Annotated in this window: 24 protein-coding genes; 5 read left to right on the forward strand and 19 right to left on the reverse strand. The window is 42.5% G+C overall.

Features of this window, described 5'->3' with window-relative positions; genetic code table 11:
- Positions 1–70: 70 nt before the first annotated feature.
- From ACP26M_RS16080 to ACP26M_RS16135, 12 genes are all read right to left on the reverse strand, one after another.
- The gene (locus ACP26M_RS16080; protein WP_426581402.1) at positions 71–1075 is read right to left on the reverse strand and encodes a glycosyltransferase family 4 protein; all 1005 of its coding nucleotides are present in this window, start codon (positions 1073–1075) and stop codon (positions 71–73) included.
- Positions 1076–3352 carry a glycosyltransferase gene (locus ACP26M_RS16085; RefSeq protein ID WP_426581404.1) on the reverse strand — a complete coding sequence of 759 codons (2277 nt, stop codon included), beginning with the start codon at positions 3350–3352 and terminating at the stop codon, positions 1076–1078.
- A gap of 449 nt (positions 3353–3801) precedes the next feature.
- Positions 3802–4995, reverse strand: coding sequence for an aspartate aminotransferase family protein (locus tag ACP26M_RS16090; RefSeq protein ID WP_426581406.1), 1194 nt, complete (start codon positions 4993–4995; stop codon positions 3802–3804).
- Between the two features lie 348 nt (positions 4996–5343).
- The gene (locus ACP26M_RS16095; protein WP_091172619.1) at positions 5344–5850 is read right to left on the reverse strand and encodes a hypothetical protein; all 507 of its coding nucleotides are present in this window, start codon (positions 5848–5850) and stop codon (positions 5344–5346) included.
- 17 nt (positions 5851–5867) lie between these two features.
- A complete protein-coding gene (locus ACP26M_RS16100; RefSeq protein WP_426581408.1) occupies positions 5868–6920 on the reverse strand; it encodes a hypothetical protein in 1053 nt (350 codons plus the stop codon).
- Between the two features lie 51 nt (positions 6921–6971).
- Entirely contained in the window at positions 6972–7526 is a 555-nt protein-coding gene (locus ACP26M_RS16105; RefSeq protein WP_090531966.1) for an RNA polymerase sigma factor, read from the reverse strand.
- A 31-nt stretch (positions 7527–7557) separates the two neighbouring features.
- Positions 7558–8523: a transketolase family protein gene (locus ACP26M_RS16110; RefSeq protein WP_090531969.1), complete on the reverse strand. Its 966-nt coding sequence runs from the start codon at positions 8521–8523 to the stop codon at positions 7558–7560.
- Between the two features lie 92 nt (positions 8524–8615).
- Positions 8616–9461 carry a transketolase gene (locus ACP26M_RS16115; RefSeq protein ID WP_090531971.1) on the reverse strand — a complete coding sequence of 282 codons (846 nt, stop codon included), beginning with the start codon at positions 9459–9461 and terminating at the stop codon, positions 8616–8618.
- Positions 9462–9513: 52 nt separating this feature from the next.
- A complete protein-coding gene (gene bcp / locus ACP26M_RS16120; protein ID WP_091221880.1) occupies positions 9514–9975 on the reverse strand; it encodes a thioredoxin-dependent thiol peroxidase in 462 nt (153 codons plus the stop codon).
- Between the two features lie 15 nt (positions 9976–9990).
- The gene (locus ACP26M_RS16125; protein ID WP_426581412.1) at positions 9991–11712 is read right to left on the reverse strand and encodes a M23 family metallopeptidase; all 1722 of its coding nucleotides are present in this window, start codon (positions 11710–11712) and stop codon (positions 9991–9993) included.
- A 2-nt stretch (positions 11713–11714) separates the two neighbouring features.
- Complete coding sequence (locus tag ACP26M_RS16130) at positions 11715–12326, reverse strand: fumarylacetoacetate hydrolase family protein (protein ID WP_176622539.1); 612 nt, start codon at positions 12324–12326, stop codon at positions 11715–11717.
- 246 nt (positions 12327–12572) lie between these two features.
- Complete coding sequence (locus ACP26M_RS16135; RefSeq protein ID WP_426581414.1) at positions 12573–13028, reverse strand: T9SS type A sorting domain-containing protein; 456 nt, start codon at positions 13026–13028, stop codon at positions 12573–12575.
- Between the two features lie 257 nt (positions 13029–13285).
- Here ACP26M_RS16135 and ACP26M_RS16140 point away from each other — a divergent pair, with 257 nt between their 5' ends.
- Entirely contained in the window at positions 13286–15235 is a 1950-nt protein-coding gene (locus ACP26M_RS16140; RefSeq protein WP_426581416.1) for a KUP/HAK/KT family potassium transporter, read from the forward strand.
- 186 nt (positions 15236–15421) lie between these two features.
- Here the strand turns inward: ACP26M_RS16140 and ACP26M_RS16145 are convergent, their stop codons facing one another.
- Both ACP26M_RS16145 and ACP26M_RS16150 read right to left on the reverse strand, forming a co-directional pair.
- Complete coding sequence (locus ACP26M_RS16145; RefSeq protein ID WP_373614949.1) at positions 15422–15835, reverse strand: DUF5655 domain-containing protein; 414 nt, start codon at positions 15833–15835, stop codon at positions 15422–15424.
- 5 nt (positions 15836–15840) lie between these two features.
- Entirely contained in the window at positions 15841–17775 is a 1935-nt protein-coding gene (locus ACP26M_RS16150) for an amino acid permease (protein ID WP_426581418.1), read from the reverse strand.
- Between the two features lie 80 nt (positions 17776–17855).
- On the opposite strand from ACP26M_RS16150, the gene ACP26M_RS16155 reads away from it, so the two are divergent.
- Positions 17856–18539 (forward strand): phosphatase PAP2 family protein, encoded by a 684-nt coding sequence (locus tag ACP26M_RS16155; protein WP_426581420.1) that lies wholly within the window; start codon positions 17856–17858, stop codon positions 18537–18539.
- Here ACP26M_RS16155 and ACP26M_RS16160 read toward each other — a convergent pair.
- Together ACP26M_RS16160 and ACP26M_RS16165 are read right to left on the reverse strand one after the other, a co-directional pair.
- The gene (locus ACP26M_RS16160; RefSeq protein ID WP_090531988.1) at positions 18536–19204 is read right to left on the reverse strand and encodes a hypothetical protein; all 669 of its coding nucleotides are present in this window, start codon (positions 19202–19204) and stop codon (positions 18536–18538) included. The two genes, ACP26M_RS16155 and ACP26M_RS16160, sit on opposite strands and share 4 nt — an antisense overlap.
- 175 nt (positions 19205–19379) lie before the next feature.
- Positions 19380–20843: a glycoside hydrolase family 130 protein gene (locus ACP26M_RS16165; RefSeq protein ID WP_129570995.1), complete on the reverse strand. Its 1464-nt coding sequence runs from the start codon at positions 20841–20843 to the stop codon at positions 19380–19382.
- Positions 20844–21055: 212 nt separating this feature from the next.
- Between ACP26M_RS16165 and ACP26M_RS16170 the strand changes: the two genes are divergently transcribed.
- Together ACP26M_RS16170 and ACP26M_RS16175 are read left to right on the forward strand one after the other, a co-directional pair.
- Complete coding sequence (locus ACP26M_RS16170; RefSeq protein WP_426581423.1) at positions 21056–21733, forward strand: response regulator transcription factor; 678 nt, start codon at positions 21056–21058, stop codon at positions 21731–21733.
- 13 nt (positions 21734–21746) lie between these two features.
- Positions 21747–23066 (forward strand): sensor histidine kinase, encoded by a 1320-nt coding sequence (locus tag ACP26M_RS16175; RefSeq protein ID WP_426581425.1) that lies wholly within the window; start codon positions 21747–21749, stop codon positions 23064–23066.
- A gap of 243 nt (positions 23067–23309) precedes the next feature.
- Here ACP26M_RS16175 and ACP26M_RS16180 read toward each other — a convergent pair whose 3' ends face one another.
- Together ACP26M_RS16180 and trxA are read right to left on the reverse strand one after the other, a co-directional pair.
- Entirely contained in the window at positions 23310–24230 is a 921-nt protein-coding gene (locus tag ACP26M_RS16180; protein ID WP_426581427.1) for a DUF58 domain-containing protein, read from the reverse strand.
- A gap of 103 nt (positions 24231–24333) precedes the next feature.
- Complete coding sequence (gene trxA, locus ACP26M_RS16185) at positions 24334–24654, reverse strand: thioredoxin (RefSeq protein WP_090531998.1); 321 nt, start codon at positions 24652–24654, stop codon at positions 24334–24336.
- 593 nt (positions 24655–25247) lie between these two features.
- Here trxA and ACP26M_RS16190 point away from each other — a divergent pair.
- Positions 25248–25586, forward strand: a complete 339-nt coding sequence (locus ACP26M_RS16190; protein WP_426581430.1) for a hypothetical protein — start codon at positions 25248–25250, stop codon at positions 25584–25586.
- Positions 25587–25681: 95 nt separating this feature from the next.
- Here ACP26M_RS16190 and ACP26M_RS16195 read toward each other — a convergent pair whose 3' ends face one another.
- Complete coding sequence (locus ACP26M_RS16195) at positions 25682–26446, reverse strand: SDR family oxidoreductase (RefSeq protein WP_426581432.1); 765 nt, start codon at positions 26444–26446, stop codon at positions 25682–25684.
- Positions 26447–26541 lie beyond the last annotated feature (95 nt).

The following is a 26541-nucleotide window of genomic DNA, read 5'->3' on the forward strand; positions in this document are numbered from 1 at the left end:
TCATAAAACAACAAAAGCGCCAGTGGCGCTTTTGTTGTTTTATACCTGTCTGCCGCGGCAGTTTTTGCTTTTAATCCAATACCCTATTATACAACTCCCAATAATCATTCACCATTTTATCGCTCGAAAACTGCGAATTTGCCCAGTCATAACAATCAGCCCTGCTAATCTGACGGAGCCAGCCAACTGCTTCGGCGGCTTCATCAACCTTATTAACCAAAAAGCCGGTCTGTGCGTTTTTGATTAATTCTGGCATCGAGCCCCGGTTAAAAGCTATGACCGGCGTACCGCATAGCATTGCTTCAGCCACACTCAGGCCAAAAGGCTCATCAAAGCTGATGGGATGCAACAGTGCATAAGCTCTGCCTAAAAGCTCCCGGCGCTTATCAGGCCCGGCATGGCCTATATACTCCACATTGGCACAAAGCAATGGCTCTATCTTTTCCTTAAAGTAGTTGGTATCCTGAACTATACCGGCTATCAGTAATTTCCGTTTACTTTTTTTGGCGATATCGATAGCTTCGGCAGTTCCTTTATCGGGATGGATACGACCGAAGTACAACAGGTAATCATCCGGCTGTTCATAAAACTGAAAATCACGGGTATCGAGGCCATTATATACCGTGGCTAAATAATCAAGCTCAGGACTACGGTCGGCATTGCTGATAGAAACATAATGCCCCCGGCTATTATATTTTTTATAAACCGGGATGATCTTTGATGATGAAAACCCGTGAATGGTAGTGAGTAACGGCGTTTTAATCAGACCCGAATAGGTAAGCGGCAAAAAGTCAAAGTTATTATGAATAATGTCGAACTGACCGGCCTTTTCCATCAGGTTACTGATATGCAGGCATTCCAGCACCTTGGCATCCTGTGTTCTGTCTTCCTCGTAACCTGTATCGCAAATGGCATCAAGTTTACCTGCGGTTATCGAATCGCCCGTAGCGAAGAGTGTTACCTCCGCTCCCATTTTGATGATCCCTTCGGCTATATTTGATGCTATTTGCTCCCAGGGCCCGTAGTGCCTGGGCGGCGTGCGCCAGGCAACAGGGGCTAATACAGCTACCTTCATTTAACAGATCTGCATTTTTTGGCCGTATTTATTGTATTCGTATTCCAGCTCAAAGGCTTTCAACACCGTAAGGTGCGATATCAGATAAGCCAGTGTACTTTCAGCTCCCTGGTTACGGTTAATGCCGCCAGGCAGCAAACCATCGCAGCAGCCTTTGGTTTCATGGTCATACAGCGGTGCCCGCAAAGTATTTTCGCCCAGGAACCACTTATAGCTCAGGAACATTTTTTCAATGTATTGCGGTATCCTGAATATCTGGTATGCCTGGAAATGCATCAGCACCATAGCCATTGTTTCAATAGCCTGCTGATCAAATGTAGGGAATGTGCCGCCACGGTAATACCAGCCATCATTACCTACAGGACTTAAATACCCGTTTGATAATGTAAGCTGATCAAGGAAAGCCATAGTTGCCAAAGCTATTTTCCTGGCTTCCTCATTACCGGTAATCTCGCATGAGTGCAATAGGGCCAGCGGAAGGATGGCGTTATCGTAAGTCATCTTTTCCTCAAACCATTGCCAATCATCAGCCTGGGTGTTGTTATAGGCATCAATTAATGGCTGGGTAAGGTTGGCCAATATTTTAACCATACCCTCGTCTGTAGGGTAAACCTGCAGGTAAAGACTGATACCAATTATAGTATTGGCCACACCCCTTAAATGTTTCAGCGCTGAAAAATGCGGCACCGATTTATGGAAGATCTCCAGGGCGAATTCACGGTATGAATTGCTGGCCGCACAGCCAATTAAATGACCAAGGGCCCAAATGGTACGCCCAAATGAATCTTCCGAGCCAACCTCGTCCAGGTAGCGTCTGTCAAAACTCAGGAAGTTGCGGAAATTACCATCATCAGTTTGCATATAGTGGATATAGCTGAGGTAAATGGGTAGCAGTTCAAATGCTTCCTTGCTTCCGTTACGCTGATAAGCCATTAGTGCCATAATAAGCGCACGGGCGTTATCATCCAAACAATACCCTTCTTTTAAATTCGGGATCCCGTACTTGGCATGTTGTACAATCCCGGTATCATCGGTTAACCTCAATACGTGGGTTAAGCTGAATTTCGGCAGGATCTCCGGGTCAACGATGCTGTTACGCAGAATTTTATCGCTGAAATCAAAACGTACCAGTGATTCCCGGGCCACTTTAATAAATTCGGCGCCTATAACCGGCCAGCGTAAATGTAAACCATATTGGTACGCATTTTTCTTCAGCTCGTTCAGCACACGGTCCTGGTCAAGTAATTCGATGACAATATCGGCCAGTGCTTCCGAATTTTTAAAGTCAAATAACCTGCCGCGTTTATCGGCCAGCAATTCTGTAGCATGCCAGTATGGAGTTGAAACCACAGCCGCACCCGCACCAACCGCGTATGATAGCGTACCGCTGGTGATCTGGGCTTCGTTTAAATATGGTGTTACGTAAATCTCGCAGGCAGTTAAGTAGTTTACCAATTCCTCTTCTGACACAAATTTGGCAATAAACGCCAGGTTCTTCGAAACCCCTAACTGTGCCGCAAGCGATTTCAAATGATCACGATATTCCTCGCCCGAACTTTTGATAACTCCGGGATGTGTATTACCCAATACAACGTACATCACATCAGGATGCTTCGCTACTATTTTAGGCAATGCTTTTATCACGGTTTCCAAACCTTTGTTACGGCTCAGCAAACCAAAGGTTAACATCACCCTTTTGTTTTTAAAAGACGATAAGCTTTTAACCGGGTTTTCGGCAGGGGCTTCTACATCAGGTACGCCATGCTCTATAATCTGGATCTTATCGGCAGGGATCTCATAAATATTGGTCAGGAAATCTACAGCACGTTTGCTCATCACCACAACCTTTGATGATTGCTCGGCAATTTCGCGAATAATGATGCGCTGCACATAGCTCGGGTCTTTCAATACTGTATGCAAAATAGAGATCAATGGCTTTTCGAGACGATTGATCAGCGGTAAAATATAAATGCCGCTTTCGCCGCCGTAAATGCCAAACTCATGCTCCATAATACATACATCGGCATTACTGGTGTTGATATAATTGGCCGCACGGATATAATCTTTCTGGTGATTTTGACGAATGATATATTTAACTTCCTCCGGATATTCATATTCCTGCAGGTTTTCCGAATCATTAAGTGCCACAACAAAGCCATTTTGTGCTAAGATGTGCCTTTCAGGGAAATTTGAACTGATGGCACGCATCAAATTATTATTAAATGTTGCAAGACCGCATTCGCGGGGGGGGTAGGTTGATATATATGCTATTTTCATATGTAGATTGTGTATAGATGCTTTGATAGTTCGTTTTACAACATTTAATTAATTGTAAAAGCAGGGTGACCTTAAAAAGATGCATCAGTGACCTTATTTATTGCCTTTAGGACACTGAAAGCATTGTTTTTATAGGCATTGCTATAAATACACAAACCATACCAATTTAACTCAAACTATAATCCTTATGAATTATGAAGGGGTTGTAACAGGCAATTTACAAGGAAGAATAGCACAGAATTGACTTAGCCAAACATCGTTGTGCTTGTCGGCTTTCTTTGATTCGCAAATGGGCTGAAGAAAACTTCTTTTCATTTAGTATAGAGCAGTAATGAGATTTCGCGTTAACGCGAAAGAGAAATCATATACACAATCGAGGCTGGATTTGCATGGTTTCTTAACTGTCCGCAGAAGATTCCTCCTCATTTCACGAGGAGGAATGTTATATTTTATTTATTAGTGTAGAAATCAATCGCTTCTATAATTACATCACAAGCTTTCCTGATCTCGTCGTGGGTAATGATCAAAGGAGGCGCCAAACGCATGGAGTTGCTGCAATGTAAAAACCAGTCGGTTATTACACCGTTTTCGATACAACGGTCAATTATGTTTTTATTGAGCTCGAAGTTTTCCAGTTCGATAGCCATCATGAGGCCTTTGCCGCGTACCTGTTGTATAGCCGGGTGTACAAGCAAATCCCGAAACAAAGCTTCCTTTTCGGCTACGCCGGATACCAGGTTGTTATCCAGCAGAAACTCCAGTGCCGCTAAACCTGCCGCGCAGCATACAGGGTGCCCGCCAAAGGTAGTGATATGACCAAGGATCGGGTTTTCCTTTAACGCGTCCATGATCTGGTTTGATGAAATGAACGCCCCTATCGGCATCCCGCCGCCTAAAGCTTTTGCCAGTAACAGGATATCTGGTACGATATCAAAATGCTCAAACGCGAAAAGCTTTCCTGTTCGTCCAAACGCCGCCTGGATCTCATCCAGGATCAACAGCGTACCGGTTTCGGTACAACGGGCACGTAAAGCCTGCATATATGCAAGATCCGGCACACGGATGCCGGCCTCACCCTGGATGGTTTCGATAATCACGCAGGCGGTTTCTTCAGTTATCAGCACAAGATCTTCCGGGTTATTAAAACGGATGAAATTTACGCCCGGTAATAAAGGACGATAAGCCTGTTTAAACTCCTCATTGCCCATAACACTCAATGCGCCATGTGTGCTGCCATGATATGAGTTAAGACAAGCCACAACCTGCTGCCTGCCCGTAAAACGCTTGGCAAGCTTTAATGCCCCCTCCACGGCCTCAGCACCCGAGTTGGTAAAATATACTGACTGAAGGGTCGCCGGTAATACCGAAACAAGCTTTTCGGCAAAGCGCACCTGCGGGGTTTGTACATATTCGCCGTAAACCATCAGGTGCATGTATTTATCAACCTGCTGTTTAATAGCCTCAATAACATAGGGGTTGCTGTGGCCTAAGCTACTTACACCGATGCCTGAGATCAGATCGATATAGGGTTTGCCCTCCGCATTGTACATATAAATACCTTCGGCACGCTCAAATTCAAGCAATAAAGGAAAATTAGTGGTTTGCGCGTTATTGGCTAAAAAAAGCTGGCGAAGAGTAGGCATGTTGTTAAGTTCTAAGTCTTAAGTACAAAGTTTTAAGTCAATTATCCAATGCAGGTTTTAAGAGAAGACGTCATTGCGAGATACGAAGCAATCGCGAACTATACAGAGCGGCTCTGCTTATAGGGGATTGCTTCGTACCTCGCAATGACGAGTAGTAGAACCCAGACTTACGAAGTTTTAAAAACTTCGTAAGTCTTAGGTCCGCAATGATGACCTACTTAGATTTACCGACAAAGATAAACTAAAACAGATGGACGAAAATCCATCTGCAAATGTTATTTGACATACTTTAGACTTTTAAGACAGCGAGAGAACTAATCTCTAAACTCCAACCTCTGATCTCTCTTCCTAATTCCCCGCTCTCTCGCTGCGTTCGCTGAGTTGTTTGATGAGCTCATCGTTAAATTCCTGTTCGCTTTTGTACAGGACACTCACCTTTTCGGGCGGAAGGATCTTGGCAAAGGAATCGCGGTAGCGTTTACGGATCCCAACCAGCTGGCTTTCGTAATAGATTTCCTTATCTATTTGCTCGGTGCCGTTGGTTGATGAAGTGGAGTTATTTAAACGCTTCAGAATGCGTACAGCAGTAAGCTCCTGCTGGTACTGATTATAAAGCGGCCAAAATTTGTTAGCCTCTTCATCAGTAAGATCAAGCTGGCGGCTGATATACCTGTTACGGGCAGCCTCAAGTCTTTTACCCATAGCGCCCTTTTTGTTGCCATTAGGGCGTACCGGATTAAGTTGGGGCCTTGAGGGTGTTTGAGCCGGAACAAAGCGGTTAACCTGTCCCACAGCTTCATAGCCTATTGCCATAACAAATAACACAATACAAATATGCCTGATCAATTTACTCATTAAATTTTTTCCTCTGTTTAATTATCTATATAATCCGACAGATCTTCGTCTGCATTACTTGTGTTGCTTTTTTGGTTTGCATCTATAAGTGTACGGGTATCGCTCGCGTCCATGTGTAACTGAAGATAGCTTTTTATTTCATCAACCGGTACCGATGATACCTGCTCATGCAAGTAAGAATGGTTATGATCCGGCGCCTGGATATCTCCCCTGAAAATAACACCCACGCCTAATATTAAAGCAAAGCAGGCCGCTGTAGCATACCTGATGGTTGGCGACAACCAAAGCCTTCTCACCATTCCTTTTTTCTGTACAGGTTTAGTTTTAGTTTTGTTAATGCTTACAACATTATCAAACTCCTGCTCCTCTTCAACGTCTGCATTAACTGTTTTATCCAGGATATGCTGGTTAAGTTGATCAAAGTAATCTATCGGTACAATAAAACCTTCGTGCCCGGCATTTACTGCTTCCTCAACTGCTATGCGGCTTTGAATATTGGCACTTAGCTCCTCAAAATAATTTTCAGGAACAGTAAACCCTTCTTCATTGCCCATGGCTTCTTCAACCGCTATACGGCTTTGGAGGTTGCTGCTCAGTTCATCAAAGTAATTTTCGGGTACAGAGAAGCCTTCATCAGCCAGGTTCATGGCCTCCTCCACCGCTATGCGGCTTTGGATATTGCTGCTTAACTCGTCAAAATAGTTTTCGGGCACCGTGAAGCCCTCTCCCGCATTCATGGCTTCATCAACCACAATCCGGCTTTGAATATTGCTGCTCAGCTCATCAAAATAATTTTCGGGAACGGTAAATCCCGAATCACCGTCGCTTAAAGCACGCTCAATATTTATACGGCTCCGGATGTTGCTGCTTAGCTCGTCAAAGTAATTTTCGGGTATGGTATACCCTGCAGATGGATAGTTTTTTAATCCCTCAAGCCTTATACGTGTTGTAATGTGCTGCGCTAACTCATGGAAATAGCCGTCAGGCACTGTAAACGGGTTAGTTTTGCTAACCTGCTTCAGCGCGATGAAATCATCCAGCCATTCCCTATTGTCCATATCGCTTTTCATACACAACTATAGATTGGTATAGTGCTAAAAGGTTTAACGTAAATTAAAAAATTAATCCCTGCCAAGCAAATGAGCTTCTATCTTCTTGACTGCCAGGTGAAACGAAGCCTTTAAAGCCCCCACGCTGGTACCCAAAACCTGCGACATTTCTTCATACTTCATGTCTTCATAATATTTCATATTGAAAACAAGCCGTTGTTTTTCGGGCAGGGTAAGCAGTGCTTCCTGTAGCTTACGCTGCGCAGCATCGCCGTTAAAGTAGGTTGAGTCGGCCAGCGTATCGGCCAGCTCATAAGCAACATCATCCAACGAAACATTATTTTTTTGTTTTTTCTTATTCAAAAAAGTAATGCATTCGTTGGATGCTATCCTGTACATCCAGGTGTACAGTTGCGCGTCGTTTCTGAAACCGGCTAGGTTTTTCCAAACCTTTACAAAAACATCCTGAACCAGATCATCAGCATCGTCATGATCAACAACCATGCGCCTGATGTGCCAGTATATTTTTTGCTGGTATTTTTTCAACAACAGGTTAAATGCCTCATTCCGGGTTTTTTCGTCCTGAAACTTGCTTAATATCTCTGAATCTTCAACCTGTACCGACATTTTTAGAATTTTATTAATGTTAAAGGTTTAATTAACCTTTTTTGTTTTTTCTTTCTATCACCTTTTTCACCGCCGCCACAATATGATCTGCATCCAGGCCGTATTTGGTCATCAGCTGTTCAGGTGTACCGCTTTCGCCAAAGCTGTCATTTACAGCTACGTACTCCTGTGGTGATGGATTGTGCACTGCAAGCACCTGGGCAACGCTATCGCCTAAGCCACCCAAACGGTTATGCTCTTCGGCAGTAACTACACAGCCTGTTTTGGCAACCGATTTCAAAATAGCCTCTTCATCCAACGGTTTAATGGTGTGGATGTTGATGATCTCGGCATCGATACCCTGTTCAGCTAAAATTTCGCCTGCAAGGATAGCCTGCCATACCAGGTGACCTGTAGCAAAGATACTTACATCAGCGCCTTCGTTCACCATCCATGCTTTACCAATTTCAAATTTTTGATCGGGATCGGTAAAGATCGGAACAACCGGGCGGCCGAAACGTAAGTAAACAGGACCGTCGTATTCAGCAATAGCAACAGTAGCGGCTTTAGTTTGGTTGTAATCGCAAGTGTTGATAACAGTCATACCGGGTAACATTTTCATCAGGCCGATATCTTCCAGAATCTGGTGGGTAGCACCGTCTTCGCCCAAAGTTAAACCGGCATGTGAAGCGCAAATTTTAACGTTTTTGTTTGAATAAGCTACCGACTGGCGGATCTGATCATAAACCCTGCCGGTTGAAAAGTTGGCGAAAGTACCGGTAAAAGGAATTTTACCGCCAATGGTCATACCGGCAGCAATACCGATCATGTTAGCTTCAGCAATACCTACCTGTACAAAACGCTCAGGGAATGCTTTAATAAAATCGTTCATTTTTAACGAACCGATAAGGTCGGCGCAAAGTGCAACAACCTGGTCATTTTTCTGGCCTGCTTCCAGCAACCCGGCGCCAAAGCCCGAGCGGGTATCTTTTTTATCTGTGTAAGTGTATTTTTTCATTGTTCAAATTCCCCCTGCAATCGAGAGGGATTGGCATTAAATCGTAATAATTAAACTGATGTTTCTAAACTTCCCCTTCAGGGGGCCAGGGACTAATAATCGCCCAGTGTTTCCTCTAACTGATCTAACGCCAGTTTAAGCTGCTCATCATTTGGCGCAACACCGTGCCATTTGTGGCTGCCCACCATAAAGTCAACACCGTACCCCATTTCGGTATGCATCAGGATCATGATCGGTTTACCCTGACCTGTGCGGCTTTTTGCTTCTTCAAGCACCCTAACCACATCGGCCATATCGTTACCTTTCATATCCAATACATCCCAGCCAAAAGCTTCCCATTTAGCGCGAAGATCGCCTAATGAAAGTACCTGTTTGGTTGGACCATCAATTTGCTGACCGTTAACATCGATAGTTGAGATCAGGTTATCAACATGATTGTGCGGGGCAAACATTGCAGCTTCCCAAATCTGGCCTTCCTGGATCTCGCCATCGCCATGTAGGGTAAATACCAATGATTTATCACCATTTAATTTTTTTGCCAATGCAGCGCCGATAGCTACTGATAAACCCTGGCCCAATGAACCCGAAGCAATACGGATACCCGGAAGGTGCTCATGTGTGGTTGGGTGACCTTGTAAACGCGCGTTCAGTTTACGGAAAGTTGCAAGTTCGGCTTTATCAAAATAACCGGCATGTGCCAATGTGCTGTAAAACACGGGGGAAATATGGCCGTTTGACAGGAAGAAAATATCTTCGCCAACTGCATCCATATTAAATTTAGGATCGTGGTTCATTACCGAAAAATACAATGCGGTAAAGAAATCGGTACAGCCCAATGAGCCGCCCGGGTGGCCTGATTGACAGCCATGTACCATGCGTACAATGTCGCGCCTGATTTGTGACGCGGTTTTTTCTAATGTTTGTAAGTCTGCTTTCATTAATGGAATTTAGGAACTGCTAAAGTAGCTATTTTGATTGTGTTTTTAACACTTATTTTACAAGATCGAGCACCTGTTGTGACGAGGCCTTAGTATCAACCTTACTGATCACATGCGTAATAACCCCTTCTGCATCAATTATAAATGTGGTACGGGCTGTACCCATATATTTTTTGCCGTACATGTTTTTTTCAACCCATACGCCGTAAGCTTCAACAATTTTAAGTTCATTATCGGCTATCAGGGTAAATGGCAGGCTGTATTTGGTTTCAAATTTTTTGTGCGATTTTTCATCGTCGGTACTTACACCTATCACCTCAAAACCTTTGCTTAAAAGCGATTGATAGTTATCCCTGAAATCGCATGATTCGGCAGTACAGCCGGGGGTATCATCTTTAGGATAAAAGTAAAGGATCACATTTTTGCCTTTATAATCGGCAAGGGATACTTCTTTGCCGTTTTGGTCTTTAGCGGTAAAAGCAGGAGCTTTATCGCCTTCTTTTAATGTTGTCATGGCTTATTTAGGTACTTATCTGGAAAAATCGGCGGAAAATTCCGAAAAATTATTCTTGTTATCAACTAAAGTCAACTTAAACACGTGTTTACCGGACGCAATATCGTTATTAAAGGTGTAACTTAATATTTTAGTTTTATAATCATGCTCCATTAGCACCCATTTACCATCAATTGTGCCTGTATAACTCTTAATTCCTGATAAATTATCGCTCATTCTGAAATTAATACTGCGGGCAGCCTTCATGTTGCTGCCATTTTTGATGTTTAAAGGATGAATTACCGGGGCCACCGTATCTACCTTGACATAATAGTCGCCGAAGGCACTCACCTGCGATATCACATAGCCATCTTTAAAGTAACCGCCCTGGCAGCCGCCCCAAGAACTTACAATAACCGCCTTATCAGTGTAATTACCCAGGTCAACATCGGGCTTAATCCAGATCTCATAGCCATCATGAATGGGTGTAAGCCGGTTATGGATATGGTGCATGGCCGAATAAGCCCCCACGGGTTTGGCTGATGCTGAATATTGGAAATCAAGGTCATCATAAAGGTTACCAGGCATAATGACCACTTTCACTTTGTCGTTGCTAAACTCGCTCCGCTTGTCATAGTAAAACATAGTACCGGTAGGTTTTACAGGCTGTGGGTTTGTAAACGGAGATGATTTAACCTTCAGGTTAAGCGTTGCTATATTGCCAGCCACATCCTTTACAACATACTCCACATCATGCGTCGCGTTATCATCAAATGTAATGATGCCGTTATTTACCGATTGCGGATACAATGAAATCCGGCTGCCGGGCAAAATGAAACATTTTTGCATCCACCTGCGGGATGATACAAATGCAGGGTAATCTATATAGGCATTGATAGCATGGGTTTGATCGAACGCGAAACGTTCAACAGCAAAGGTATATACGGTTTTGCCATCCAGTTTTAGCTCTATTGAATAAACACCGTTATGATTAAGCGACGTGCTGTTCATATCGGTGGTATTAATCCCGAATCCGATGTTACCGCTTAGTTCCAGCGTTTGTGGTTTAAGGAGATGATAATTACCTGCTGAGCCCGTAACGCCTAAAAACTCCCTGGGTGTTTTTTCGCTGAAAGGTTTCCCATTGAGGTGATAGATACCAATAGCGGTAATTGTAGGCGACACTTTATCCGGAATAGTTAAACCAAACAGCTGCGCATTGATAGTTTCCTCTGTTTTAGTATCCCTGATCTCAAAGTGCACATGCGGCCCGGCCGATGCACCGGCGTTCCCTGAAATGGCTACCACCTCATCCTTTTTTACCGGCACCTGTGTTGATGTAAGTTTAAAATCGGCTTCGTAGGTTTGGTGTTCGTATTGATATTTCTTTACCAGCTCAATAACCGCCGGACTAAAACTTTGCAGGTGACCATAAACTGTAGTATACCCATTGGGATGGGTAATATAAATAGCCCTCCCAAACCCACCAAACTGTACGCGTACCCTTGATATGTAACCTTCGGCAGCAGCATGTACAGGGTAGCCGGTACGCTGGTTGGTTTTAAAATCCAACCCGGAGTGGAAATGCGCGGGCCTCAATTCACCAAATGAACCGGCTGTAGTGGGCGGCGTAAGATCAAGCGGATACCTGAAATAATTTTGCGGGTATTGCCTGCTTTGTATAATATCACTCTGTGCAAACGTGTTTGAATAAAGCGCTAAACACATCGCACCTGTAACCAATAGTTTTTTAATCATGCTTATTTAACGTAAAAATCGAGCATTTTCTCATTTTCAAGGTATCCCTCAAGCCTGTCGCCGATTTTTACTTTTGATACACCCGGAGGGGTGCCGGTAAATATTAGGTCGCCCTTTTTTAGGGTGATGTATTTTGAAACAAAGGCGATGATGCTCTCAAACGAGAAAAGCAGATCGCGGGTGTTGCCCTGCTGGCGGGTTTCGCCGTTAATATCCAGCTTAAAGTTGATATCATAAACAGATTCAAACTTTGTTTTAGGCACAAAAGTGCTGATGGGCGCCGAGCCATCAAAGGCTTTAGCCAGTTCCCAGGGAAGGCCTTTTTCTTTATGGCGTGCCTGAACATCACGGGCGGTAAAGTCAATACCTAAGCCAATTTCTTCGTAGTAATTAGCGGCAAATTTTTCGCTGATGTGCTTGCCCTCTTTGCTGATCTTCAAAACCAATTCAATTTCATGGTGAACATCTTCCGAAAAATCGGGATGGTAAAAAGGCTTGTTCTCTTTTAATAAGGCCGTATCGGGCTTCATGAAGATAACCGGCGTGGTAGGTACCGGGTTATTGAGTTCTTTGGCGTGTTCGGCGTAGTTGCGGCCAATGGCAATGATTTTCATAAATGAACGCTATAATCGCCAAAGCTAAAAAAATTGATGGGTTTGGGGGAAGGTTTTGGAGGTGTATTAACAATTTGACGTTTTTTGCGCTATTACTTCTACATTAAAAATCATGTCATTGCGAGGAGCGGCATAGGTAAAGTGCGCTTGGGGCGACGAAGCAATCTCGTAGCTATACAGATCGGACATGCATTGGCTACGAGATTGCCGCGCTGCGCCCGCAATGATATAATCTTTAGCTATTTGTTAATTAATAACCGAAATCCTCTTGATAACAGATTCAGTACCGGCTACAACGCGCACAAAATAAAAGCCGCGGACCAGTTTATTGCTGATGGGATAATTCAAATTATGATCGCCGGATTCAACCCTTTGCGAAAACAGGGTAGAAATATCGTTGCCCAGCACATCCATTATTTTAATGGTTACGTTGGTGTTGCGCGATATGGAATATTTAAGGTTGATCTGGTCAGTTACCGGGTTAGGGTATAATTGCACATCAGTCAGTAGTTTATCATCCGGTCGGGATACATTCAGTTTTACACTTGAAGTAACAGCGGGCTTCAAAGGGGGAAGCGAAAGGTGCAAACCATTCTTTAAATAAGACGTTTTGGCGGCTTTGGTTTTACCCCTAAGGTACACGGTATCAGTCTTTAGCGATTGCCCATCGGCAACAAAGGCGAAGTTCACGAAAATTGCCATCGCAATTATCACGACCCATGTGTAGGTATGAACATAAGAATATGTAAAATTTCGCCTCATTATTTAGTATGATTCTACAAAAGTATAAATAATGCCCTCATCCCATTAAATATTAATGTTTTTGTAAAACTTTTTAACAAATTTTAACAAAATGCACAGCCTTATTGTATAATAGACACATAATTTCCTTATACGTTTAATCATTGTAATGGTTTAACCAAAAAAATTAATATTTTTGCCATCTCTAAATCATAAAAGTGTCAAATCATAAAGATCTGCATAAACTGTCGGCCGCGGGCTTTCTAATCAGTTTAGGAATAATTTACGGTGATATTGGTACCTCCCCATTATACGTATTCAAGGCTATAGTTGGCCAGCGTCAAATTTCAGAAACATTAATTCTTGGAGGTGTTTCGCTCATTTTTTGGACATTGACCCTACAAACCACTTTAAAGTATGTGGTGATAACCCTAAGGGCCGATAACAAGGGTGAGGGCGGTATTTTCTCGCTGTTTTCATTAGTACGGCGTAAAGCAAAATGGCTTATTATACCGGCGGTTGTAGGGGGCTGCGCCCTTTTGGCCGATGGCATTATTACCCCGCCAATTACCATATCATCGGCTATTGAAGGTTTGCAAACCTATTACCCTAACTTGCCTACTGTATATGTGGTAATGGCCATTATTACCGTTTTATTTATCATACAGCAATTCGGCACATCACTGGTAGGTAAGGCATTCGGGCCTATCATGTTCGTCTGGTTTACGATGATGGGTTTTTTAGGTGTTACCTATATTGTGCATGATCCATGGGTTATCCGCTCGTTAAACCCATACTATGCCATTAAATTGCTTACGTCGAGTTCAAGCGATGGTGCCTTCATTATATTGGGGGCCGTGTTTCTGTGTACCACTGGCGCCGAAGCTTTATATTCCGATCTTGGCCACTGCGGTAAAGCCAATATCCGCGTAAGCTGGGTGTATGTAAAAATTTGTCTTATCCTAAACTATTTAGGTCAGGCAGTTTGGTTGCTACAACGTAACGGTCACGTTATGGACCTTAACGCTCAAAACCCTTTCTATCAAATCATGCCAACATGGTTCCTGATCTATGGTATCGGTATAGCTACTGTGGCGGCTATCATTGCCAGCCAGGCGCTGATATCAGGTTCGTTTACGCTCATTGCCGAGGCTGTAAGACTTAATCTTTGGCCAAAAGTTAGGATCAACTATCCATCAGAGCAAAAAGGACAGCTATATGTACCCAGCGTTAACTGGCTGCTTTGGGCCGGTTGTTTAGGTGTGGTGCTAATATTCAAACACTCGGATAAAATGGAGGCTGCTTACGGTTTAAGTATCACCGTAGCCATGCTCATGACCACTATACTGGTATCCAAATTCCTGAAACGCAAAAAAGTACCTAACTATATCATCAATACGTTTTTGGCAGTTTACCTACTTATTGAAGGAACCTTCCTTACCGGTAACCTGCATAAGTTTTTAGATGGCGGTTGGTTTACACTGTCGATAGGGTTTGTGCTGTTTACCGTAATGTGGACCTGGCATACCGCCCGCAAAATCAGGAACCGCTATGTTAAGTTTGTTGAAATTGAAGACTATTTTGATATCATTAAAGAATTAAGCTCTGATGAAACCGTACCTAAATACGCCTCTCAATTGGTGTACTTAACCAGCGCCAACTTCAATTCAGAAATTGAATCAAAAATTGTTTATTCCATACTTCAAAAGCAGCCTAAACGTGCCGATGTCTACTGGCTGGTACACGTTGACGTAGTGGACGAGCCTTACAAACGCGAATACGAAGTTGACCATTTAGTGCCAAACAAACTCATCCGGATTGACTTTAAGCTCGGTTTCCGCGTTGAACAGCAAATAAACCTGCTATTCAGGAAAGTAGTGGAAGACCTTGTTAAAAAAGGCGAGGTTGATATTACCAGCACTTATAAATCACTGAACAGGCACAAAATTGTCGGCGATTTCCGTTTTGTGGTGATCGAAAAGATCTTCTCACGCTCACACAACCTGTCATTCATCGAAAGATTTATAATGGATTACTACAAGCAGCTTAAAAAAGTGAGCTTATCCGAAGAGCGCGGTTTCGGCCTCGACCTGAGTTTTGTAACGGTAGAGAAAGTACCGCTGGTACTTGCTATACCTGAGGCAATTGAAATCCACAGGGTTAATTAATTGCAATCCTTTTTAATATTGAAAGCCTTCCGGAAACGGGAGGCTTTTCTTTTTACATTCTGTCGCTCAATCTGCCGCGGGCTTTCAGCCCGTGGTATACCATGGTTTGAGCTTTCAGCTCAAGGGTGTAAGCTGAAAGCTTACATTATGCCACCCACAGGCTGAAAACCTGCGGTAGTTATATAGTTATTTACTTTTTTCCCAAGCCATCCGCATATATTTCCGCACTTCATCATTAATATCTTCCTTAAAATACATCCTGAAGTAGTGATTATACTGATCGGTGCCGGGCACTTGTTTTATTTTACTGAAGCACAGGTTATCGTCATAAACCTGTTTAAAGGGAAATACCACATCAATAAAGTTTTTACCTAATTGGGTAACATAAGCAAAGTTTATCCTTGCTCCCAATGCTATCATGCTTTTGGTAGGATAAACTTTAATTTCGGTAATTTGCAGGTACTCATCAATCAAATGATCAAACAGCGCTATGGTGTGGGGCGTTTTGCCACTTAGCGCTTCCGATAGTTCCCTGTCGCGACATGAATGCGCCTGGTTGGTGGCGGTAAATTCACGTTCGCATAAAGGGCAGGTCCACATAAGTTTTACGCGGTTTTGATTTCTTTGCCCAGCACGCTGTTTTTATAGCTGTAAGTGGCATAAATTACCAGACCTATCACCAGCCATATCAAAAACCTGAGCCAGTTAGTATAGCCAAGTTCCGTCATCAGGTAAAAACAGCTCATCAGCCCCAAAACAGGGATGAGCGAGAAGTTTTTAATAAAGCTGTAAACCGCTATAATAATGATCAGGATAAAGAAAAGATAGTTAGGGAAATTATACAGGAAGCCGTCAAAACCTAAATAATATTTCTTAGCATCGCTGATATCGTTCGTTTGCCTTAGCGCGGTATTGAATTTATCCTCCTCTATATCCTTAAAATATTTTTTAGCCGAGTCGGGCTGGGCAGTTACATTAGCGTTATAAAGCTGATTGGTAGTTTTAAGCAGGCCCAGCTTGTCATTGTTATCCATGTTATCAATGATATCGCTACGGTCTTTTAGCTTCTTAAACTGCATCATTTCAACCTGGGCAGCCGGCTTAAACCATGCAACCGAACCCAAAATCACCAGTGTTATAATTGGTATAATAAATTTACCATTCACATATGGTAAATGGAATTTGCCTTTAACGGCCTCTTCACGCGGCAGCAGCAGCACACCGCCGCAAACCAGTACAAATGCAAACAGGGTACCTATACTGGTCAAATCGGTTACTTCGGTAAGGTTCATGAACAGGGCCGGTATAGCCACCACAAAACCGGTTACTACCGTGGCAAAGGCAGGTGTTTGATATTTTGGATGGATACGTGAAAATGCTTTGGGCAATAAGCCATCGCGGCTCATGCTCATCCAGATCCTGGGCTGGCCTAGCTGGAATATCAGCAATACACTCGCTGTAGCAACAACTGCACTAATGGAGATCACATAGCTAATCTTATTTAAGCCCACCTTTGCAAAAACAAATGCCAGTGGGTCGCCAACCTGCAGGTCTTTATAGCTCACCATTCCCGTAAGCACCAGGGCTATCAGGATATACAATACTGTACAAATGACCAGCGAATAGATCATGCCGCGAGGCAGATCACGCTGGGGCCTTTCACATTCCTCGGCAGTGGTTGATATCGCATCAAAGCCGATGTAAGCAAAAAACACACCTGATACGCCTTTCATAACGCCACTGAAACCGTTAGGCATAAATGGGTGCCAGTTGGCAGGTGTTACATAAAAAAAGCCTACCACTATAACCGCTATAACAATCACTATCTTTAAAACCACCATAGCATTGGTGGCCTTTTTTGTTTCGCGGATGCCCACATAAACCAGGTAGGTGATGATGATAACAATTAAAAGGGCCGGTAAATTGGCTATGAGTTTAAAATTACCAATACCCGGAGCCTCACTCCAGGCCAGTGCTTCTGCTTTTACTTTATCACCGAGATCAGCCAGGTTTGCACCTGCTGCCTGAACCTGCTCATGCCCGCGCAGGGCCGAAACATAGTCCATAGTCAGAAACTTGGGCATATGGATATGAAAGCCTTCCAGCAGGTTTACAAAGTATTCGCTCCAGGAAATGGCTACTGCGATGTTGCCAATGGCATATTCCATTAACAGGTCCCAGCCAATGATCCATGCTATCAATTCACCAAAAGAGGCATAAGCGTAGGTATACGCACTGCCCGCAACCGGGATGCGCGAGGCAAACTCGGCATAACAAAGAGCCGAAAAGCCGCAGGTAACAGCGGTTAAAATAAACAGGATGGAAACCGCAGGGCCGCCGTGGAAAGAGGCTTCGCCAATTGTCGAAAATATACCTGCCCCCACAACGGCGGCTATCCCCATGAGGGTGAGGTCTTTTACGTTAAGTTCTTTTTTGAGTTGGGATGACGTTGTACCGGGATGCTCACTATCACTAAAACCACATTCAACATCATTTAAAATTTTTGCTACCGACTTTTTACGAAAGATACTTTTCGACATGTAGTTTAATTAATAAGTGCTAACCAATCTCAAAATTAATCATTTTTTTGCATTGAATAAGTATATGCTTACTTTGCAGCATGAAGATAGGTATAAAAGACGTGTTGCACAGGATCCGCCCTTTTTTTATCCTTTACCTTATCGTTTTAGCCACCTGCCTGACTATCAAACTGCTATTTACCCGTGAAGCTATTTTTTTTACGGTTAATGGTTGGCACCAACCCTGGCTTGATACCATTGAGCCTTATGTTACAGATATCGGCGACGGCACCACAGCCGTAATAGTATCACTTGCTATGCTTTTATTCAGCTACCGCAGCTGGCTGTTAATGGCCTCCAGCTATGCCATAACATCCATCGCGGCACAAATCCTTAAATACATTTATATCGCTCCCCGGCCAAAGCTATACTTTGCAAGCCAGTGGAGCAGGGTGCATACCGTAGAAGGTGTTTATATATTGGAGAAATACAGTTTTCCTTCCGGACATACGGTGAGTGCTTTTTCTGCCGCGCTGGTCATAACATACCTCTGTAAAAACAAAGGCTGGGGAATCCCAGCCTTGTTTGTTGCCATAATGGTTGGCTATTCAAGAATTTATTTAACCGAGCACTTTTATGAAGACGTGCTTGCCGGCTCGGCTATTGGCGTGTTTGTTACTATATTTTGGTTAACATGGCTTGATGGTAAGCAGTTCATCAATTCGGCCAAATGGAACAGGGGCCTGCTCGATCACGTATTCAAAAAAACCCCTGTCGCTAATTAAACTCCAGCTTCCAGCTGACTGTTTTTACGTTTGATCACGGTTAATACAATGATCAGTATTATAACCGCTCCACCTCCATAAATGCCAATCTTTGCAGGTGCAGACATGCCTTTTGCGTCAGACAAATACTGATCGCGGCGATCTAAAGTAGGCGCTATTTTGATAGAACCCGAAAATTGTTTCAGTTCGGCCTTTGCCAGATCAAGTCTTTGCTCCGGATAGTTATATTCAAAAGTATAGGTTACGTCCTGGGTATATAACAGGATAAAATTTCTTAACTCCGGAGATTCACCGGTTGAGCCGCTGTTATCAATCCTGAGGGTAAATACCTTTCCTTCCAGTTTACCGATAGTGGTATCACGCGGATACATCACACTGCCATTAACAGATTGTTTTTGAATACCTTTGATGTAGGTTTTAAATACATCTTTCAAGTCGCTCTCCTTGTTTAAAGGTTTTGTATTAGCGTTTGGCACGCGTAAAACAAGAATATTACCTAATGATGCACTACCCTGGTAGATCTGCTGGCCTAATGTATCCTTTTTAGTAAAGCCTTCGGGTAATGAAACCGTGACAAGGCTATCTATCTTTACAGGTTTAAGTGCCTGGCTAAAACCTGTAAGCGAAAACAGTATTATGCTTAAGCTTAAAATTATCTTTTTCATATTTATTTAACTTGAAAAAGAAGAATAAGTTTTAACTAATAATACATTATGAGATTTACATGAAAGTTAAATGACTTATAATCAACAATATAAATATGAGCTAAAAGCAGCAAGCTCAAGGCTGAAAGCTTTTCAAACACAAAGCTTTTCGCTTTCAGCCTTCGGCTTTGCGCGCTTAAATAAAGGCTTTAAGCTTTTTCAAAAGCTCATCCAGGCATACTTCTGCAAAGGCAGTTGATGAGTCTGAAACACCGTATGGAATAATGAGTTTATTGTTGTGTACAATGACCCCGCATGAATAAAGCACGTTAGGTACATAACCTTCCCGCTCATCACTGTTGGGGATCAGCAAAGGCTCGCGCAGGCGGCCAATTTCAACCGTTGGGTCATCCAGTTTAAGCAGGCTTGCACCCAGCACATAACGGCGCATGGGACCAACGCCATGGGTTATCATGATCCATCCATCGGGTGTTTCAATGGGCGAGCCGCAATTACCTATCTGCACAAACTCCCAGCTAAATTTAGGCTGTTGCAGCATTACCGGCTTTTCCCAGATATTGATCTTATCCGAATACATGATATAGTTATTGCAGCCGTCTATCCGCGATATCATCACATACTTGCCGTTCACCTTGCGCGGAAACAAGGCCAGGTTTTTATTCTGTGCGCCCGCACCGTACAAAGGCATGATCTTAAAATTATAAAAATCAGTTGTTTGCAGCAGTTTGGGCATAATCAGCGAGCCATCATAAGCTGTATAGGTAGCGTAATATAGTTTGCTGCCGTCATCGTTGGTAAACTGTACAAAACGGGCATCCTCAATACCCTTACGTTCATATTCGGATATCGGGAAGATCACCCTGTCGGAAATATCGGTATCCAGTGAAAAAACAATTTCATAATAGGAATCTGCAAGCCAAAGCACTTTATCATACTCCAGCCGCTTCATGTCGTCTTCCTGCAGTTTTTGCGAATCCATGATGATCCGGCGCAGGTTGGCGTACTCAAAATGATGATCGAGTTTTGATTCCAGCTCGCTTATAACATCAATATTAATTTGGGTGATGGCAGCTTTTTCAAAAAAAAGCTTTTTATTATAAACGGCATTCCTCACAATTTCGGCCTCATCAATATAACTGCCCGCAGGTTGTATGCTGATGTTGTTATCCTTATCTATCAAGGCCCGGCGAAAAGTTATGGAAGAGATATGCCCCTCGCCTACCGCCCGGAAGCTGATGATCACCCTGCGCTGGCCGTCTTCAAGCTCAGTTTGGTCGGGATCTTCAACTATCGAGGGATTAAAGAAGGCGGCCGATTCTATTGAATATTCATGCGTAAAATAAGACCCAATGAGCAGTTTGCGGTAAACGGTAAGCGTATCAAAATCAATATTGAGCTCTAAAAACAAGGGCTTAAGCTTGCTGCAATGCCTGTTGAGCACCCGGGTAATATTACGGTGTCTTTTGGAATATTCCTGCAGCAAGGGCGATACAATGCCAAAAGCATCATCTTCGCTAATTAACATTACACGCTCAATAACCTCTTTGGCGCGATCGTTCCCATTAAAAAAAAATCTTGCTATTACACGTTTCGGATCTGGATTTACCCGGATGGGTTTGCGTTCGATAGAAAGTCTCATACGATGAAGTGGTAGCTTTTAGTTTGTAACACCAATCGGCGCAAATTGATTTGCGCTTTTTTAATTTAAACGCAAGATTTAAAAAATGACACTTTACAGGCCGCTATAAAAGCCTATCTTCATACTTTATTAATCTTCGGTACGGTACTTTGCCTGCCGTGAATGATCTTGATCCTGTAACCCTTATTGATAGTTCCTGTAAATACACAATTATGAACGTACTAATTGTTGAAGACGAAAAAGGCCTTGCGCTTGAGGTAGATGAATTTTTAAGCCACGAAGGTTTTACGGTTGAACATGCCCGCACCAAAAAATCAGCATCTGAAAAAATCTTCGTAAACAATTATGACTTTATCTTACTTGACCTGGGCTTGCCCGACGGTGACGGCTTTGACCTGCTTAAAATGCTGAAAAGCATGAACGAACGCGAAGATGCTGTAATTATCCTCACCGCCCGCGGTGCTGTTGACGACCGGGTATCGGGCCTTGAACAGGGTGCCGACGATTACCTGGCAAAGCCGTTTTCATTAAACGAGCTATTAGCCCGCATGCACGCCATCACCCGCCGCAAACACCGCCTGGAGAGTAATGACATTAATGTAAAAGGGTTAAAGATCAACATACAAAACCGTACCGTTACCTACAATGATGAGCGTATAACCCTCACCAAAAAAGAGTTCGAGATCTTCAACTACCTGGTGCTAAACAAAAACAGGGTAATATCACGCACCAATCTCACCGAACATGTTTGGGGCGATGTATTGGAAATAAATTCCGACTCCAACTTTGTGGATGTGCACGTTAAAAATCTGCGTAAAAAGCTATCGGTATATATCCCTATAGATTGGTTTGAAACCGTAAGGAGCATCGGCTACCGTATCAACATCTGAAATTGACAGACTCATGAAATTACAGGTAAAACTGGCCCTTTATAATACGTTAACCAAATTAGCCATTATACTTTTCACTGGCCTGCTTATCCTGCTTTCTATCGAGAAGATCTCGTATAATCATGTAGAGCTCAGGCTTGAGGAAAATGAAAGGGAAACGCTTAAAAACCTCAGTTCAAAAGAGATTAGCAGCAAGCTTGCTAATCAAAAGCCTTATACCGATTATAATATTTTAAAAGAGGAGTTCATTATTATAACCCCTGTTAAATTTGAGCCCACCGAAACCAAAGCTGTAAAGTTCACAACCGAAACACGTACCAGTGACCTGGTTACGCAAACTTATCGCATCCTGACTCACCAGTTTAATTTTAACAACCATACCTATTTGCTTGAAATTGGCGTGTCAGTTACCTCCATTGAGGAATTAAAATCCATCATTAAAAGGTTTACCCTTTTGACATTGATAATAGCACTCGCCCTCACGCTGGTAAGCGACCTGGTGTTTACCAAATTTTTGCTCGCCCCCTTTTATAAGATCATCGACCGCAAGCTGATCAAAGTAAATGATCCTATGAACTTTGATTATGAAAAGATCCAGACCACCACACAGGATTTTGAACTGCTTGATGACAGTATCAGCACGCTCATGAAAAAAATCAGTAACCTGTTTGCTCTTGAAAAACAGTTCATTGCCAATGTATCGCATGAGTTACTTACGCCCATATCAATTATCAGCTCGCGGCTGGAGAATATTTTATTGCAGGAAGAACTCAGCGAAGCCAGCGAAAACAAGATGCACGCTTCGCTGAAAACATTAAACCGGCTTAAATCTATTATTAACAGCCTGCTGCTCATTTCAAAAGTTGAAAATAATCAATATGACAAAGCCGAAGTGGTGATGATAGCAGGTATAATTATGGAGATCCAGGAAGAACTGGAAGACCGTTTGGAAGAAAAACATCTCACCTTCAACAATAACATTAAATACATCTACTCCATTATGGGTAACCGCCCCCTAATGCATACCCTATTGTTCAATTTGATAAACAATGCTATTAAATACAATAAGCCCAAAGGTAGTATCACCGTTGCCGATGAATTGAAGGAAGATGTGTATGTACTGGAAATTACAGACACAGGTGCGGGGATGGACCAACAACAAATAGAAAACGCTTTTAACCGCTTTGAAAAATTTGAGACCGAAGAAAAGGAAAGCTACGGCCTTGGCTTAGCTATTGTGAAAAGTATTACCGCTTTTCATGGCATCAGGGTAAAAATAGATTCGGTAAAAGACAGGGGAACGAGCATATTCCTCATATTTAACCGTGAGTAACGACTTCACTTAATCTTCACATTGTATCAATACCTTTACAAGGTTTATTTTATAAGTAGATCCCCTATTTAACTATAGAGGCTGTTTTCCAGATGGGAATGGCCTTTTTTTGTTTTCAAGAAAACCCAATCAAAAAACTACCGTCATTGCGAGGCACGAAGCAATCCCAAACTATACAGAGCGGCCCGGCGTATTGGGGATTGCTTCGTACCTCGCAATGACGCCTTTTTTACAAAATACTCTTTATATCATCTTATTCCGCTTAACCAGGTACGTGTTCAGGATATGATGATAGCCTTCATGAATATTGGCGTCAACCAAATCAATATGATACTGTGCACATTTTAACTCCAACTGATGGCGGTACTCTTTTAACGATGCCCTGTAGGCGTCGCGGATGCGGGCCGGGTTCACCTTCAGCTCGTCACCGCTTTCAATATCAACAAAATGATGGGGACGGTTATCAAAATTAAACTCAAGTTCTTTTTGCTTATCGGTAACATTAAAGATCACCACCTCATGTTTATTAAACTTTAAATGCTGAATTGCCGCAAATAAAGCCTGCTGCTTTTCGGCATCCAGGTTATTCTCCAGCATATCGCTAAAAATGATCACCAGCGAACGCTGATGAATTTCCTGCGCAATATGATGCAGCACATTGGTGATATTGGTTTGCGTGTTTACTTTAGGACTGGCATACATTTTTTCCAGCTCGGCATATAAATAAAACAGGTGCGTAGTGGTTGATTTTGCCGCGCTGATCCAGTCTATCTTATCCGAAAATAAACAAAGCCCAAAAGCGTCGCGTTGTTTTTTGAACAGGTACATCAGCGATGCTATGGCATAAACCGAAAACTGCAGCTTATTAGTACCAGTTTCAGGAAAGTTCATGGATGATGAAGTATCCAGCAGCAAAAAACAGCGAAGATTAGTTTCCTCTTCAAATTGCTTTACAAACAATTTATCGGTACGGGCCAGCAGCTTCCAGTCGATATTTTTTACCGATTCGCCGTTGTTATACAGCCGGTGTTCGGCAAACTCCACAGAAAAGCCATGAAAAGGACTTTGGTGCAGGCCGGTGATAAAACCTTCAACCACCTGCCGGGCCAGCAATTCGAGATTGGCCAGTTGCCTTATTTGCTGATCATCGTTTAATTTGGGCATAGACTAATATAGGCATAAAAAAAGCGCTGCAAAATTGCAACGCTTTTTCAAAAAATATGTTGTGTTAATGCTACAGTGTGTAGCATTAAATAAGCTCTTTGAGTTATGCTAACTGTTTTACCAGTTTATCAGTTAATACTGATTTTGGCACAGCACCGATTTGTTTATCAACAATTTCGCCATTTTTGAAGAACAATAAGGCAGGGATGTTACGGATACCGTATTTTACAGATATGCCTGGGTTGTTGTCAACATCTACTTTACCAACAACAGCTTTGCCTTCATATTCTTTTGCAATATCTTCAACTACCGGACCTACCATCCTACACGGACCACACCATTCTGCCCAAAAGTCAATTAATACCGGTTTGTCTGATTTCAGGACAAGCTCGTCAAAGTTTGCATCAGTTATTTCTAAAGCCATGATTTCTATTTTTTAAATTTTGTACTTACAAATATATGCTATTCAAATTGCTTGCCACAAGTGTACTACTGACAATGTGACAATTATATTATTATAATCCACGCAGTTAACGCAGGCATGACCATTTGTCGCATCACACCTTCAAATACCATTTTGCGACATCCCGTATTAACACAAATAACCTGTTTATAAAGCAGATATACAACTGTGAGAATGGGTTACTTTTTAACATTGGCGGTATTAATTAACATTATAGGTATAGATTATGTTGATCTTAATTATCCCGTTGATCTTAATTTTAATTGCACCTATACTGCAATGGAAATTATCATCGCGCCGAATAAACGATCAGATCAAGTTACCCATAATAGCCATTTTCTTTTTTTCTTTTTTACTTGCCGCAGCCTTAGCAACCCTCGCGTTTGTAATTTCGCTGCTCGGCGTGCCCCCTAATATTAAATGCGCAACTGGGTGTACAGTATTTATATCATTGGGATTATTAAATGTATGTTTTATAATCCCAGTGATCGGAATTATTGGTTCTATCAGATATTATAAAGCCCATCAATAATGAATTTCAAAAAACAATTTACATGGATTTAGCTATTTTATTATTGTGGACTATAGCTCCTGTTGTGCAAATCACACTATCAACATTAAGAGTAAAAGGCCGCGTAGGTTTACCCATAATTGCTGGTATGATATTATCATTTATGTTGGGTGTTGTATTGACGATTATATCACTCAAATTTGTTCCGCTTCCTCCACCATCGCCTTCAGGGTTCAGATGCGGAATGCTTGATTTGGCTGTTCTTTTCATCGGTGTCTTCATTCATGGAATAAGTGCACTGATTATAGGCATTATTAGCTATATCGCCTATTGCATCAAAACAAAAAATGACCGGAAGCTACAACCGCCGGTCATCAGTTAATAAATTTATCATCCCTCCATGAATTATATCTTGATCAAATTTTCACGAAAGATAGGTTTTTAAAAGTCTCCCCTTCAGGGGAGATTTAGAGGGGTTTATGCACCTTTTAAAGTAGCCATACCGCCGTCAGCAATCAGTTCGGCACCTGTTATAAATGTTGAATCGTCAGAAGCGAAGAAAGTAACTGTTTTGGCAATTTCTTCGGCCAAACCAAAACGGCCCATTGGGATCTGTTTTATCAGTTCGGAACCCATGCCTTCCAATTGTTCCTGGGTTAAGCCTAATTTATCGGCAGTGTGTAAAGGTGTTACAACCGGACCAGGGCTTACAGAGTTAACCCTGATACGACGTGGCAACAACTCGGCCGAAATGTTTTTAGCTAATGAAAGCAATGCTGCTTTACTTGCTGCATAAACGGTTGCACCGGCCATACCAATATGCGCGTTGATTGATGTATTTAAAATGATAGAACCGCCATCGTTAATTAAGGGCAACAACTGCTGAATACTGAAGTATGCGCCTTTAAAGTTGATGTTCATGATATCATCAAACATCTGCTCGCTCATTTGCTCAGTTGAATTAAACTGGCCAATACCTGCATTAACAAATACGATGTCAATTTTTTCGGCAATGGCCTTTACTTTTTCGCCCAGTTGTTTAACCTGGTTGATATCGCCGCTGTCGGCAATTACACCCTTAGCATCGGCACCGAGTGTTTCAAGCGCTTCGTTAATTGATTTTTGGTTCCTGCCAGTGATGATCACTTTTGCACCTTGTGCAATGAACTCCTGTGCTGTGGCCAGGCCTATACCACTGTTGCCGCCTGTTATTACTGCTGTTTTTCCTTGTAACTTTTTCATTATCTTTGTTTTGATACATCAAAGGTACATTGAGTTATACCTCCCCACAAGAATGCACCATTTTGTGTGCAACATACTTTTTGGTAGGTTATGGG

It is taken from the genome of Mucilaginibacter sp. R-33, assembly GCF_049949235.1.
In the GTDB taxonomy this organism is placed as follows: domain Bacteria; phylum Bacteroidota; class Bacteroidia; order Sphingobacteriales; family Sphingobacteriaceae; genus Mucilaginibacter.

Excerpts from the sequence above, each read along its gene's own strand:
- trxA (WP_090531998.1), bottom strand. The coding sequence starts at position 24,654 with ATGGCTTTAGAAATAACTGATGCAAACTTTGACGAGCTTGTCCTGAAA.
- ACP26M_RS16115 (WP_090531971.1), bottom strand. The coding sequence starts at position 9,461 with ATGAAAGCAGACTTACAAACATTAGAAAAAACCGCGTCACAAATCAGG.
- ACP26M_RS16125 (WP_426581412.1), bottom strand. The coding sequence starts at position 11,712 with ATGATTAAAAAACTATTGGTTACAGGTGCGATGTGTTTAGCGCTTTAT.
- ACP26M_RS16175 (WP_426581425.1), top strand. The coding sequence starts at position 21,747 with ATGAAATTACAGGTAAAACTGGCCCTTTATAATACGTTAACCAAATTA.
- ACP26M_RS16195 (WP_426581432.1), bottom strand. The coding sequence starts at position 26,446 with ATGAAAAAGTTACAAGGAAAAACAGCAGTAATAACAGGCGGCAACAGT.
- ACP26M_RS16170 (WP_426581423.1), top strand. The coding sequence starts at position 21,056 with ATGAACGTACTAATTGTTGAAGACGAAAAAGGCCTTGCGCTTGAGGTA.
- ACP26M_RS16100 (WP_426581408.1), bottom strand. The coding sequence starts at position 6,920 with ATGAAAAGCGATATGGACAATAGGGAATGGCTGGATGATTTCATCGCG.
- ACP26M_RS16180 (WP_426581427.1), bottom strand. The coding sequence starts at position 24,230 with ATGCCCAAATTAAACGATGATCAGCAAATAAGGCAACTGGCCAATCTC.
- ACP26M_RS16160 (WP_090531988.1), bottom strand. The coding sequence starts at position 19,204 with ATGAAAAAGATAATTTTAAGCTTAAGCATAATACTGTTTTCGCTTACA.
- ACP26M_RS16090 (WP_426581406.1), bottom strand. The coding sequence starts at position 4,995 with ATGCCTACTCTTCGCCAGCTTTTTTTAGCCAATAACGCGCAAACCACT.
- bcp (WP_091221880.1), bottom strand. The coding sequence starts at position 9,975 with ATGACAACATTAAAAGAAGGCGATAAAGCTCCTGCTTTTACCGCTAAA.
- ACP26M_RS16150 (WP_426581418.1), bottom strand. The coding sequence starts at position 17,775 with ATGTCGAAAAGTATCTTTCGTAAAAAGTCGGTAGCAAAAATTTTAAAT.
- ACP26M_RS16165 (WP_129570995.1), bottom strand. The coding sequence starts at position 20,843 with ATGAGACTTTCTATCGAACGCAAACCCATCCGGGTAAATCCAGATCCG.
- ACP26M_RS16095 (WP_091172619.1), bottom strand. The coding sequence starts at position 5,850 with ATGAGTAAATTGATCAGGCATATTTGTATTGTGTTATTTGTTATGGCA.
- ACP26M_RS16145 (WP_373614949.1), bottom strand. The coding sequence starts at position 15,835 with ATGTGGACCTGCCCTTTATGCGAACGTGAATTTACCGCCACCAACCAG.
- ACP26M_RS16155 (WP_426581420.1), top strand. The coding sequence starts at position 17,856 with ATGAAGATAGGTATAAAAGACGTGTTGCACAGGATCCGCCCTTTTTTT.
- ACP26M_RS16080 (WP_426581402.1), bottom strand. The coding sequence starts at position 1,075 with ATGAAGGTAGCTGTATTAGCCCCTGTTGCCTGGCGCACGCCGCCCAGG.
- ACP26M_RS16190 (WP_426581430.1), top strand. The coding sequence starts at position 25,248 with ATGGATTTAGCTATTTTATTATTGTGGACTATAGCTCCTGTTGTGCAA.
- ACP26M_RS16135 (WP_426581414.1), bottom strand. The coding sequence starts at position 13,028 with ATGGCAATTTTCGTGAACTTCGCCTTTGTTGCCGATGGGCAATCGCTA.
- ACP26M_RS16110 (WP_090531969.1), bottom strand. The coding sequence starts at position 8,523 with ATGAAAAAATACACTTACACAGATAAAAAAGATACCCGCTCGGGCTTT.
- ACP26M_RS16085 (WP_426581404.1), bottom strand. The coding sequence starts at position 3,352 with ATGAAAATAGCATATATATCAACCTACCCCCCCCGCGAATGCGGTCTT.
- ACP26M_RS16105 (WP_090531966.1), bottom strand. The coding sequence starts at position 7,526 with ATGTCGGTACAGGTTGAAGATTCAGAGATATTAAGCAAGTTTCAGGAC.
- ACP26M_RS16130 (WP_176622539.1), bottom strand. The coding sequence starts at position 12,326 with ATGAAAATCATTGCCATTGGCCGCAACTACGCCGAACACGCCAAAGAA.